The organism is Oceanobacillus sp. AG (assembly GCF_009746545.1).
In the GTDB taxonomy this organism is placed as follows: Bacteria; Bacillota; Bacilli; order Bacillales; family Amphibacillaceae; genus Oceanobacillus; species Oceanobacillus indicireducens.
This window is the reverse complement of record NZ_WOWT01000008.1, coordinates 68,725-81,875: the sequence shown is the minus strand read 5'-3', so window position 1 is coordinate 81,875 and position 13,151 is coordinate 68,725. Positions and strand designations below refer to the sequence as shown.

14 protein-coding genes are annotated in these 13,151 nt (G+C 38.8%); 13 read left to right on the top strand and 1 reads right to left on the bottom strand.

Features of this window, described 5'->3' with window-relative positions; all coding sequences use genetic code 11:
• Positions 1-20 precede the first annotated feature (20 nt).
• The 11 genes from flgM (at position 21) to hpf (ending at position 7,868) form a co-directional block, all read left to right on the top strand.
• A complete protein-coding gene (gene flgM / locus GN217_RS05285; protein WP_156855613.1) occupies positions 21-281 on the top strand; it encodes a flagellar biosynthesis anti-sigma factor FlgM in 261 nt (86 codons plus the stop codon).
• A gap of 44 nt (positions 282-325) precedes the next feature.
• The gene (locus tag GN217_RS05280; RefSeq protein WP_156855612.1) at positions 326-814 is read left to right on the top strand and encodes a flagellar protein FlgN; all 489 of its coding nucleotides are present in this window, start codon (positions 326-328) and stop codon (positions 812-814) included.
• A gap of 24 nt (positions 815-838) precedes the next feature.
• Entirely contained in the window at positions 839-2,323 is a 1,485-nt protein-coding gene (flgK, locus tag GN217_RS05275) for a flagellar hook-associated protein FlgK (protein ID WP_156855611.1), read from the top strand.
• Positions 2,324-2,329: 6 nt separating this feature from the next.
• The gene (gene flgL / locus GN217_RS05270) at positions 2,330-3,223 is read left to right on the top strand and encodes a flagellar hook-associated protein FlgL (protein WP_308425579.1); all 894 of its coding nucleotides are present in this window, start codon (positions 2,330-2,332) and stop codon (positions 3,221-3,223) included.
• 107 nt (positions 3,224-3,330) lie between these two features.
• A complete protein-coding gene (fliW, locus tag GN217_RS05265) occupies positions 3,331-3,777 on the top strand; it encodes a flagellar assembly protein FliW (RefSeq protein ID WP_156855610.1) in 447 nt (148 codons plus the stop codon).
• Positions 3,771-4,001: a carbon storage regulator CsrA gene (gene csrA, locus GN217_RS05260; RefSeq protein WP_156855609.1), complete on the top strand. Its 231-nt coding sequence runs from the start codon at positions 3,771-3,773 to the stop codon at positions 3,999-4,001. Before fliW ends, csrA begins: the two co-directional genes overlap by 7 nt.
• Positions 4,002-4,076: 75 nt before the next feature.
• Positions 4,077-4,451, top strand: a complete 375-nt coding sequence (gene flaG / locus GN217_RS05255) for a flagellar protein FlaG (protein WP_156855608.1) — start codon at positions 4,077-4,079, stop codon at positions 4,449-4,451.
• A 12-nt stretch (positions 4,452-4,463) separates the two neighbouring features.
• Entirely contained in the window at positions 4,464-5,996 is a 1,533-nt protein-coding gene (fliD, locus tag GN217_RS05250) for a flagellar filament capping protein FliD (protein WP_156855607.1), read from the top strand.
• A gap of 13 nt (positions 5,997-6,009) precedes the next feature.
• Positions 6,010-6,405, top strand: a complete 396-nt coding sequence (gene fliS, locus GN217_RS05245; protein WP_156855606.1) for a flagellar export chaperone FliS — start codon at positions 6,010-6,012, stop codon at positions 6,403-6,405.
• Positions 6,405-6,758, top strand: a complete 354-nt coding sequence (gene fliT, locus GN217_RS05240; RefSeq protein ID WP_156855605.1) for a flagellar protein FliT — start codon at positions 6,405-6,407, stop codon at positions 6,756-6,758. The genes fliS and fliT overlap by 1 nt, the downstream gene beginning before the upstream one ends.
• A 558-nt stretch (positions 6,759-7,316) precedes the next feature.
• Complete coding sequence (gene hpf, locus GN217_RS05235) at positions 7,317-7,868, top strand: ribosome hibernation-promoting factor, HPF/YfiA family (RefSeq protein WP_156855604.1); 552 nt, start codon at positions 7,317-7,319, stop codon at positions 7,866-7,868.
• A gap of 97 nt (positions 7,869-7,965) precedes the next feature.
• Here hpf and GN217_RS05230 read toward each other — a convergent pair whose 3' ends face one another.
• Positions 7,966-10,485: an NEW3 domain-containing protein gene (locus GN217_RS05230; protein WP_232334335.1), complete on the bottom strand. Its 2,520-nt coding sequence runs from the start codon at positions 10,483-10,485 to the stop codon at positions 7,966-7,968.
• A 410-nt stretch (positions 10,486-10,895) separates the two neighbouring features.
• On the opposite strand from GN217_RS05230, the gene GN217_RS05225 reads away from it, so the two are divergent.
• Positions 10,896-12,062: an ROK family transcriptional regulator gene (locus tag GN217_RS05225; RefSeq protein ID WP_229782576.1), complete on the top strand. Its 1,167-nt coding sequence runs from the start codon at positions 10,896-10,898 to the stop codon at positions 12,060-12,062.
• Positions 12,063-12,086: 24 nt separating this feature from the next.
• Positions 12,087-13,148, top strand: a complete 1,062-nt coding sequence (locus tag GN217_RS05220) for an extracellular solute-binding protein (RefSeq protein WP_370459722.1) — start codon at positions 12,087-12,089, stop codon at positions 13,146-13,148.
• Positions 13,149-13,151 lie beyond the last annotated feature (3 nt).

Sequence of the window (13,151 nt, the reverse complement as noted above, 5' to 3'; positions counted from 1 at the left end):
AGATGGGAGGAGGAAGAGGAATGAAAATCAATCGACCGAATCAACTGAATTTCAATCCTTATAAACAACAGCTCCAAAAACAGACAGAAATGAAAAAAACTGCAAAACGTTCGGATGAGCTACAAATTTCCAAGGAAGCTCTTAAGCTTCAGGAAAAAGGTCAGCCGAATAATAACCGTTCCAAAAAGGTTCAGGAAATCAAACAACAGATAGAAAATGGAGAATACAAAGTGGACCATGAAGTTGCTGCACAGAAAATGTTCGAGTTTTGGAAGAAGTAAGTTTAATGGGGAACAAGTCCATTCAAAGGAGGACCTATTAGTCCATGAATGAATTAAGACAAGCATTAACTGAATTAGTAGGCCTGCATCGGGAACTGCTCAGCATATCTGTTGAAAAAATGGAAGGTATCAAAGTTGGGAACATCGATAGCCTGCAACCTCTTTTAACCAGAGAACGGAAGCTTGTGCAAAAGATCGAGCAGGTGGAAAAGATACGCATTCAACTTGTAAATAATTGGATCGAAGCAGAAGAGATAACTGATGCAGAACCGACTATTACGTTCATACTGGAACAAATGACGAACGAAACGGAGAGGCTAGAGCTTGAAGAAGTGACGATTGAATTAACGAAGGTCATTACTGAACTGAAAGCTCAGGAAAAATTGAACATCGCCCTCATTAACCAATCCATGCAATTTGTACAAATGTCATTGGATTTAATGAGTCCGTCTCTAAAAAATATGAATTACTCGAATATGGATAAACCTGATGTTGAACAACCAAATCGATCCATATTTGATTCGAAGGCATAACTTAAGATAAAGGAGTAACAGCAAATGAGTACATTTCACGGATTGGAAATGGCAAAACAAGCATTATTTGCCCAGCAATCTGCTTTACATACAACTGGTCATAACATTGCAAACGCAAATACAGAAGGTTACTCGAGACAACGAGTGAATTATGTGACTGATATAGCGATGCCTAGCGCTTCAAAAAATCGAACGGGGATTCCTGGCCAAATCGGGACTGGGGTAAAAGCCGGTTCGATTCAGCGGATACGCGACCAGTTTCTCGATGGTCAGTTCCGCGGAGAGAATAGCTTAGCAGGGTATTGGGAAAAACGCGCGGACGCTCTTGGACGCATGGAGGATGTATTGAATGACTTGGATGATACTGGATTGTCCCAAGTGATGGACCAGTTCTGGAGTGCGCTTCAGGATCTTGCGGTGAATCCGACGAATGGCGGTGCACGTTCCGTCGTTGTTCAGCGTGGAAAGGCCCTAAGCGAAACATTTAATTATCTTAATCAGTCCTTAACGCAGATACGGAGTGATTTAAAAACGGAAATGAATCATGCCGTGGAAAGTGTCAACCGGATCTCAGAGCAGATTAGTGACTTGAATACACGGATTAAAGCACTTGAAATCAATGGCTATGTTCCGAATGATTTATATGATCAGCGTGACTTGCTTATTGACAAACTATCCGGAATCATCCCGATTGAAGTGAGTTACGAGAAATCAAGTGAGCATGTTGGTGACGTCGCCCAAGGTCTTGCAGTGATTGAAGTGAAGACAGAGGAATTCACCGATGCAGATGGAAATATACAGAACAGTTATAAGCTTGTTGACGGAGCAAACTTAACGTACCAGTCGATTTCCCTTGAAGAAGCAGAAAGTGATGGCTTTTCTTATATTAGCGGAATTCAGCTTGATATAGACGGTGCCCCCCTAAAATTGGATACGGGAAAAGCTGGGGCATTGCAATCTCTGATTGATACTTACGGCAGTGGAGAAAATGAAGGAGAATTCCTGAAAGGTCTTAAAGATTTGGCTGCACTACGGGATAATTTTATCGATGCATTTAACGAGGTTCATCGTGAAGGAGTTCCAATTGGAGAGACTGATGGACCAGTTGATTTCTTTGTGATTGATGAGGATGGCAATATGGCTGTAAATCAAGATATTATTGATAACCCTAAATTGATCGCTGCAGCGCTTGAAGGAGAAGGCGACGGGAAGAATGCTCTAGAGCTTGCAAAAGTGTTTGATGAGGCAGGAATAAAAGAAGCTTACTCACAAATAACTGGTTCATTAGCCGTTCAAGTAGAGGACGCTGAAAGAATGAGAAGGAATACAACCGTGTTAGTCAGCCAGCTGGAAAACGATCGACAATCCATCGGTTCCGTTTCGCTGGATGAGGAAATGACAAACATGATTAAGTTTCAGCATGCGTACAACGCAATGGCTCGTTCGATGACGGCAACGGACGAATTATTGGACCGTATTATTAATAATTTGGGGCTTGTAGGAAGGTAGGTCATAATGATGCGTGTTACACAAAGTATGATTTCAAATAATCTATTAAGCAATTTAAATAGAAGCTATGCAAAGATGGATAAATATTTTGATCAGTTGAATACGGGGAAGAAGTTCAGCCGTCCATCCGAAGATCCAGTTGCAGCTTTGAAGGGAATTGGCTACCGGACGGAATTGCACCGAATCGAACAGTATCAGCGGAATACCGGTGAAGTGCAAAATTGGTTTGACAATACAGATGCCGCATTGGAACAGGCAAATAGTGGTTTGCAGCGACTTCGTTATCTCGCTGTCCAGGCAAGTAATGGCACATATGGTGAAGGCGAGCTAAAAAATATAGCTGAAGAAGCCGAACAAATTAAACAAGACCTCATCGATGTGGCAAATACAAAAGTAAATGATAAATATATTTTTAATGGTACGAAAACCAATGAACCGCCTGTCAAAATTGTAGACGGGGAAGTCGTTCCTAATTTTGATGAAAATGCGGTTGAAATCGAGATTGCAGCTGGTGTGAACATAACCGTGAACAGCGATGGGAATAAGATATTTACTGACGAAGAAGCGGATATGTTTGCAGTAATTGATTCGTTCATCGAAAGCTTGAAGAGTGGGAATGCTGACGGAGAAATCGACCAAAGCATTGCCGCTTTAGACGGAGTTATTGATAATGTAATCAATGCCCAGGCCGACCTTGGAGCGCGAATGAACCGGTTGGAATTGGTAGAGAACCGTCTAGAACAGCAAGAAATCGTAGCCACCGGATCTTTATCCGCAAATGAAGATGTGAATTATGCGGAAGCAATTACAAATTTGATTACGCAACAAAGTATTCACCAGGCGGCACTTGCCAGTGGTTCACGGATTATTCAACCAAGTCTCGTTGATTTTCTTAGATAAATAATAGAAGCCCTTAGCCCTATGAAAGGACTTTGGGTTTTTTTCTATGAAAGAAACCAGTCCCAAAACAACGGTCGCCAAACCATGGAATGAGAGGAAGAATATTAATGAAACTTGATACGAAATATTTAGGTGTTGTAGAAATCGATGAAAGGAAAAAGATCAACTTTCCAAATGGCCTCCCGGGCTTCCCGGAAGAAACAGAATTCATTATTTTAGAATTGCCGAATAATGCAGCATTTCAATTACTGCAATCAACGAAAACGAGTAATCTTGCCTTTGTAATTACCAATCCATATCTATTCTATCAGGCGTATGAATTAAAGCTGGATGAAGATTTGCTCGATCTATTAAAAATTACAGCTAAGGAGGATGTGGCAGTCTACGCGATTGTGACATTGAATAAACCATTCTCGCAAAGTACGATGAATTTACGAGCCCCAATCATTATTAATACGAAGCAATTAATCGGTAAACAGTATATTTTAAGTGACCATACGTATTCTTCCAAGGTCGCGATTGCCCCAGACGAGAAGGGAGCTAGAACATGCTAGTTTTAACGAGAAAGAAAAATGAAGCAATCCAAATTGGGGACGATATTGAAATCAAGGTGCTGGGGATGGAAGGAGATCAAGTAAAGCTCGGGATTAAAGCACCGAAATCTGTAGATATTCACCGAAAAGAAATTTATTTGGATATTAAGGAACAGAATAACGCAGCAGCCAATCTTACGCTCGATTTGCTTGAGCTAATGAACGACAACACATTGGACAAGTAATTTGTAAATTCCCCTTCAAAACTTCGAAAACATGCCGATACTACTAGTAGATATATATGAGGGGGATGAATAGGGATGGCGATAGAAAAGATCGGATCTCAGCCAATCATTCAGAGCAACATTCAACTTAAACAAGAGAAGTCAGTTGATAGACCTATAATAGCTACGAAAGAAAACCAACAAAAAGAAAATTCAAATGTAAAAATTGAAAAATACGGTAAAATGCAAAGAGATGCGGTGGAAGAAGCGGTTGATAATCTCAATCAATTTTTAGAACCATCTCGCCGCAATTTGAAGTTCGAATTACATGATAAGCTTGATAAATATTATGTGACGGTAGTTGATTCAACAACGGATGAAGTAATTAAGGAAATTCCACCAAAGAAAATTCTCGATATGTATGCGGCGATGGCGGAATTCATGGGATTACTTGTCGATGAAAAAATATAAGGAAGTGAGCATATGCGTATAGGTGGCTTGGCCAGTGGTATTGATACAGATTCAATGATAAGAGACTTGATGAATGCGGAACGGATTCCGTTAAATAAACTCCAGCAGCAACGGACGAAAATGGAATGGCAACGTGACGCTTTCCGTGACATTAATAAGCAGATTGCCGAACTGGAACGATTAATTGAAAATATGCGATTGAATAGTAATACAATTAATCCAAAGAAAGTGGCATCTTCTATGGAAGGGGCAGTAACGGCGACAGGATCTGCAGCGGCGGGAAATGGTGCTTATAAGATTGCTGTTACGCAACTTGCTTCTAATGCAATTAATACGGGAAATGCTTCTAAGGAAGATATTGAAAAATTCATTTCCGAAAATGATGGCGAAACTGTAACATTTTATACGTACGGGGAAGCAGATGCTAAACGCGGGCTTGAAGCGGGAATGCAGGAAAGGTCCTTTAAAATAGAAAAAGACGATACAATCGATTCGATTATAAAAAAAATCCATGCTGCAGATAAAAATGTCCGCGCCTTTTATGATGAGGCTTCGGGTCAATTTGTAATGGAGACGAAACGTACCGGCGATTACAATACGAATAAAGAAGATGAATTTGGCGGAGCTGAGATAGGATTCAAAAGCGGTGAAAGCAGCTTCTTTACGGAACTTTTTAGTATGAGCAACGATCAGGAACAGGGTGGGACAAACGCAAAATTCACCTATAATGATGTTGTTGAATTAGAATCAAAGGATAACCGTTACACATTAAATGGCATGACGTTTACCTTCCATGACGTAACAGGAATAGATGAAAATAATAAACCAATTAATGCAACCCTCACAGTTACAAATGATATTGATAAAGCTGTGGAAAATATTACAGATTTCGTCAATAAATATAATGAACTCATAACAACATTGAACGGAACACAGCAAGAACCAATTTACCGCGATTTCCCACCACTTACGGAAGAGCAAATGGAAGAAATGTCTGAAAGGCAAATCGAGCTTTGGGAAGAAAAGGCGAAAAGCGGACTATTGCGCAGAGAATCTATTATTCCATCTGCCTTAACAAGTCTCCGCTCGACCTGGTCGTCCACTGTTGATAATGACGGGGCATTTCGCCTAATGGCTCAAATAGGGATTACGACAACGGAAGATTATATGGATGGTGGGCTTCTTAAAATTGATGAAAATATATTACGTGAGAAGTTAGAAGAAGATGCAACATCTGTCCAAAATCTGTTATTCAATAGTTCGGAAGGTTCGAGCCGAGGATTATTAAATCGGCTGGAGGATTCGCTTGAGAAGACAATTGGTCAAATTGAGCAACGAGCAGGAAAAGGTTCCTTTACCAACCAGATGTATACGATGGGGCGCGAACTCGAAGCGATGGAAAAACGGATTAAAGCATTTGAAGATCGCTTAGAGCAAGTGGAAGACAGATATTGGCGTCAATTCTCCGCAATGGAGCGGGCAATTTCCATGATGAACAATCAATCGGCGATGTTAATGGACTTCGGTGGTAATATGTACCAATAAGGAGTGATACAAGATGAATAGAGCATATCAAACCTATCAAAATAATGCAGTAAATACAGCATCTGGCGGGGAATTAACCCTTATGCTTTACAATGGTTGCATAAAGTTTGTGAAACAAGCTATGAAAGATATGGATGCAAATGACTATGAAGCGAAGAACAGAAATATTCAAAAGGCGCAAAATATAATTCGTGAACTATTAATTACATTAGATCCAAAAGTGGAGATATCTAAGCAATTCCAGCCACTTTATGAATTTATGCTTAATGAATTAACAGCTGCGAATATCGATAACAGCCCTGAAAAGCTAGAGAATGTTCTTGGTCTTGTAACTGAATTCAGAGATACATGGAAACAAGTACTCCTTCAGCATCGTAAGCAACAATATTCCCAAAGGCCAACAGTCTAATGGAAGTATTGGAGAAAGTCTATGAATTGACTAAAGAGTTGACAACATTACTGGAACAACCCGTAACATCAAAGAACCGGGATGATGTCATTCAACAGTTAAATGAACTTATTGAGGAACGGGGAAAATGGATGGAGCAACTGTCTCCTTCATACTCAGACGAAGAAATGAAGCTTGGTAATGAAATCGCCAAGTTGAATCCAAAAATTCAGATGAAAATGCAAAATCTTTTTACGGATTTAAAGACAGAAATGAAACAAATGCAACAACAAAAGAAATCCCAACAATTTTACACAAATCCTTATAAAAATGTATCCACCTTAGACGGTACCTTTTTAGACCGTAAAAATTAACAAGAAGGAAGTGCTATAACCTTTCGTAATCATAAGGTTAAAGTTATGGCACTTCCTTTTAATAAACAAGAGAAATTGTCGATCACTTTCATTTAGCGAAAGTGTGCAACGTACTTCTGTAGGTCCGCAGTCCAGACACCTCTCGCTTTCCGCGGGCGGCTCCAGCTGTGCCCGCGGAAAGCATCCGTCCACCGGGCAACTGAACGGCGATTAGAGCGCCTTAATTAGTGAAAGAGCAGACACTTACGCTGTATGAAAGTGCTTAGCAATTCATTGGAAAAACAATATTTAAAAAAAGTCATGTCTAGCCATATGCTTTGTCGACGAAAGCTGGGTTAACAAATTTGCTACGTGTAAGAGGAAATCTAGCGAAATATGAATCTAGTACAACGATATTGTAAATATTAATAAAAAAATGTTTCCAGCCTAAACATTGTTATATCAAGCTTTACCATTGCCCATCAGTGAAACCATTTACACAACGTAAACGTTTGAGGAGGAAAAGTACCGGGAAACATAGTATACTATATATATAAAGAATTAAAGGAGGACACTTTTATGAGATTTAACATTCGTGGAGAAAATATTGAGGTTACCGATGCTATTAGAGAGTATGTGGAAAAGAAAATCAGCAAGCTTGAGCGCTATTTCGATACTACTCAATCAACTGATGTTCATGTAAATTTAAGTGTCTATAATGATGAGCAGCGCATCGAAGTAACAATTCCAATGACCGACCTCCTATTACGTGGGGAAGTACGACACGACGATCTATATGCAGCAATCGATTTAGTAGTAGATAAGTTAGAAAGACAAGTTCGAAAATATAAAACCAAAATCAACCGTAAATCCCGTCAACATGGTGCACCTAAGCATGTATTTGCGGAAATGGAAAGAGAACTTGCGGATAATGAAGATACATCTGATAACTTTGAAATCGTGCGTACGAAGCGATTTGATTTGAAACCGATGGATTCTGAAGAAGCGATACTTCAGATGGATATGCTCGGTCACTCCTTCTTTGTCTTTAATAATGTAGAATCAGGTGAAACAAGTGTTGTGTATCGCCGAAAAGATGGTAAATACGGTTTAATTGAACCAACACTGTAAGAAATAGGATATATTAGAAGGTTCCAAGCAAATTTTAAACGCTTGGAACCTTTTCACTTATTATTATTTTACTAGTTATGTCCAGCCTCTATTAGAATTATTCCTCTGCACCATAGCTGATTAAATTTGTGAAAATACGATATCCCCCTGGTACTTGACTGTCTATTTGACGATAGAAGACTAGGCTGGAATAAAGGTATGTTCCTTCACCATAATCCGCTAATAGGATACCACCGTCGAATGCCTCTTCATCGGGGTCTGCCATTTCTACAAATGTCTCGTAACGGTCATCCCAATTCATCGGGAAGTAGAGGCCGCGTTCCTGCACCCAGTTGTCCCAGTCATTATCTGTGATCTGGTTTGGATAATTGAATAGCTTGTGCTCAGGCTGAGTCATTGTAACTTCTGCATTTTCATCGGTAACCCGCCATTCAATTGATGGTGAGCCGATCTCCAGATGATAAGGAGCTGAAGCTTCGACATCCCAGTTATCTCCTGGCTTGTGATATTGAACCACAAGGTGACCGCCCTCCTCTACATATTGAAGAAGTCTAGCGTTATTCTCGACTAAATCTGGTCGGGACAAGTTGGCTCTGATACCAGTCACAATAGTATCAAATTGAGATAAATCACTTGATGCTAGGTCTACTTCTGTCAGTTTTGTAATATTAAAGCCAGCATTAATTAAGTGATTTGCGACATTATCAAATCCGCTTTCAATATAACCGACTTTAAGGTTGTCTGGGATAAGCAATTCAAAGGCTTCACCATCGGCAGCAGATGAATAAAGAAAATATTCATCATTTATATGATCATATTGAATCTCTTGCACTGTTGTGTCAAAGGTTTTTCCATTTGATATCGCATAAGCTTCAATTTCAAAATTGCCTTCCTCTATATCTGCAGGCGGACTAACAGTAAAGGTTACTTCCTGTTCTTCAAAACGCTCTGTGAATGAAACCTCTGTTGTATTTGGTTCACTTGTCCACCCTTCAGGCAATTTTAATGCTACTTCCGCATCTCGTGAATTTATGTCATAGTTCTTAACTCTAACCTTAAGTGGTATATTTTCTTTTACATCTGCGGTATTTACCATTATGCTTTCAGGGTCAACGCTAACAGCAAGCTCCGGAAGCACAGCTGCTGTAATGTCGAGTTCTAAAGGAACAGTTGTCTCTGTTCCTTTTTCCTTAAAGGACACGATAGGCTGTATTACAGGTTCATCATAAGGATGATAATATGCTTCATCTTCAGGAACTTCTAAATGAAATACTGCTGTTTTTGTTTCTCCCGGCTTCAAATGTTTTACATTAACAGCCCCATTATATTTCCAGTTTTCAGGAAGTTCTAATGCAGCTTGTACATGATTAACTTTTTTATCTCCCTCGTTGGAGAGAGTCATCGTTACTTGCACTTTTTCACCTTGTGTTATTACAGGTGAATCGATTGTAGTTTCAACATTTAGGTTTGATGAAACGAAGCTCACCTCTGTAAGCTGTTCGGCTTTCAATTCTAGTTTATGAAGTAAATCATGCTTTACATCTGGTGCTAGCTTAGCTTTATCCACTTTCTTTATTAAATTTTGTGTTTCTTTTAAAGCCTGTTGTGATTCAGGGAAAATTTCAGTTCGGTTCGGGTATAACTTGATAATTTTATCCAGCTTTTTTTGCAGCTTTTTTAGCTGGTTGCTTAGACCAGGCTGAGAAACAACCTCTGCCCATTCTTTTAAATCATAAGGAATACCCTCAAACAAATTATTTTCCTGTGTCGTTACTGCACTGTCAACTAATTCTAAATGCGTTTGCTTTGGTTCGGCTGGGATGTCTCTTCCCATTCCCTGGCTCTTATGCAGGTATCTCGATTCTTCTCCCAGCTGTGGGTAGGTCATATCGTAAACAGGATCATAGTCACCAATTTCAATGGAAAGAGTGGCTGTTTCTTGTGATTCTGCAGGTAAATAAAGTTTTTTCACCTGCCAAGGTTCCAATCCTTCTTCAAGTTGCTCAGGGAAAACGTTTGGATCTGCAGCATCAGTAAAAGCTCTTTCACTTAAAATTGTCATTGTACGATGATGACCGTGCTGACTATTAACATCTCGAAAGGAGGGCATGACAATATCAGGTTGATATGTTCTTATAAAGCGGATCAGACGCTCATAAGTAAGCTCTTCTCCCCATTTTTCCAAAGTTTCTTCAGGAGACTTTGAAAAGCCAAAATCATAAATAGAATCTGAAGTTGTTTCACTTAGATGGTAAGCTTTAACCCCTGTTATTTTCGCAGCTTCTTTCATTTCATTTGAACGGATAATGCCAAGTGCATTATCAAGCTCACTGCCGATTTCATTCTGACCGCCTTCTCCGCGGTTAGCAATCAGGCTTGAGGTTTTTACACCTAATCCTCTGGATAAGTATGCTAGAAAATCACTGCGCTCATCATCGGGATGTGCACCTGTATTTAAAAAACTTACAGTAGTGCTCAGAGGTTTAACTGCATTCCATAAATCCATATCATGTTCGGTTTTTTTCTGAGCGAATCCAGACAAAGATACAGTTGGTAAAATAAGCAGGACTGCCATTAATAAAGTAAAAGTCTTCTTCAATTTTGTAACCCCTTTCATTATATTAATTGTCAAATAACCTGCATAAGGCCTCCTTTCTATAAATAAGCTAAGTTAGTTAGCAAAACTAACTTAGCTAAACGCTATCACAAGCAATTAACGGTGTAAATATTCTAAAAGTTCCATGTTTTTCTTGATAAAATAATACTAGATAACAGATATTTTTATTGAAATGAGATATTACTGCTAGATTAAAATTATCCAAAAGGCTTGATACGGAATAAATTTAAGGGTGTCAGCATAGGTTAGAAGGATAGGCCTGATGGACTATTCTCTGAAAAATTAAAAAAAGACATTGACATGAAATCGCTTCCATATTATACTGGGCATACTTTGATAGTTAGCTTTACTAACTAAGTTTTTAAGTCAGCAAAAAAGAACGCGCTGTGCAGAAATGGTTGTGATGGCAAGTGAAAAAATCTACTCCTCAATTAGTTAAAATGATGAACAGAGAATTAATTATCAATGAATTAAGACGTAATCCAAAGCAGTCTCGGGCGGATTTATCTAAAAAGACAAAGCTCAGTAAGCCAACTATTTCAGAAATTGTCAGGGAACTGCTCGATGAAGAGTTAATTCTTGAAACAGGGGTAGGCGAGTCAAGTGGCGGTAAAAAGCCAATCTATCTTAAATACAATTCTCGCTTTAACTTTGTTGTTAGTGTTTTAATAGAAAATGATTCTATACATTTTGCATTAGGTGATATGAGTGGAGAAATTCTAACGCTATTTAAGCAGAAATTCATACCACACAGTGATGGAACGGTTATCATAGATTCAATTGAAGAAGGGGTTGAAAGACTTTTAGAGTTAGAGAAAGTCACGATGGATAAGGTGCTGGGCATGGTTGTTGGAGTTTCGGGTATTAAAATGGATTCCGATGACATGATTCGTTCATCACCGACGATTCGATGGGGAAATACGAATTTAAGAAAGGAATTATCTTCACGTCTGAAAGTTGATGTCATTATTGAAAATGACGTGAACTTGATGACAATTGGTGAATTTTATAAAGGACAAGGTCAAAACATCGCTAATTTCGTTTATTTGTTTATTGGTAATGGCATTGGCAGCGGGCTTTTCTTAAATGAAAAGTTTTATAAAGGGTCGCACTCTGCTTCAGGAGAAGTAGGCTTTATGATGATAGGAGATGAAAATAATATTAAGCAGGAGTTGGGTGTATTTGAAACAAATTATGGTTTATTTGGGGTCTCTGAAAGATTAAGAGAGTTAGAAGTTAATCTAGCAACGTGTGAGGCAGATTCTTTACTTCATATACTGCAATATCATCAAAATGATGCAAGGATAAAAGAAATTTTGGAAGAAACGATTGATCATTGGGCCAAAGCAGCGATTAATCTGATTAGTATTATTGATCCCCAGGCTGTCATTTTATCAGGAGAGCTTGTTAATATGAATCAAACTTCATTACATGCTTTTAAACAAAAAATTGAAAGATTTGTCCCGCAAATGCCTGAGATTAAAGTAACTGAATTAGGTTCTAAAGCCGGTATATATGGAGCGTTTCATCTTGGTTTAGCAGAATTTCATGTTGCTGGCTTTAAATATAAAAAATAACAATTCTATTTGGAGGGGTTAAGTTTGAAAAAGAAATTCGTATTAATATTAATGGCTGCCTTTATTTTAGTATTACTTGCGGCATGTGACGGCGATAATTCTTCAGATGGCACTGGGGAAAGCGATTCCGAAGAAGCTTCAGGAAATCTTGTCGTTTATACTGCACGTGATCAAACAGTAGTTGATAAGGTTGTAGAAATGTTTAATGAAGAATATCCGGATATTCAGGTAGATGTTCTGACAATGGGTGCACAGGAAATTATGGAACGTGTACGTGGTGAAAAGTCAAACCCAGGAGGAGACTTCTGGTGGGGAGGCACACAGTCTGCGTTTATGCAGGCAGCTGATGAGGATTTGTTAGAGCCTTTTACACCAAGCTTTGATGACGCAATTGAACCAGAACATAAGGATCCAGAGGGAAGATGGTATGGAGAAATGCTTTTGCCTGAGGTTATCATGATTAACAGTGATGTTTTAGATAAAGAATCTGGGCCAAAGGATTGGGATGATTTGCTAGACGAAGAATGGAAAGATGAGATTATCATTCGCGGCGTATTACCATCTGGAACGATGAGAACAATATATGCTTCAATGATTTATCGTCAAGATCCGAATGATCCTGAAAAGGGTTATGAGTGGCTGGAAAAGCTTGATGCTAACACGAAGGAATATGCACAGGATCCTACTAATTTATACTTGAAACTTGCTCGTCAAGAAGGAACGCTTTCTCTATGGAACTTGCAGGATATCCTTATTCAGGCACATGCAAATAATCAACCATTCGATTATATTTACCCAGAGAGTGGTGCGCCGATTTTAGTTGATGCAGTAGGTATTATTAAAGACGCGAAGAATAAAGAGAATGCTGAACTGTTCTATGAATTCTTATTTGATTCTGAAACAGTTGTAGAGTTGTCAGAAGAAACATATCAAATCCCGTCACGGAATGATATTGATCCTGATGCAATGCCGGATTGGTACAATGAACTTGAGCTAAAAGAACTTGATCTTGATTGGGAAGTCTTATCTGAAAATGAAATGGACTGGATGGATTATTGGGATAATAACATTAAAGATCAAAATTAATTT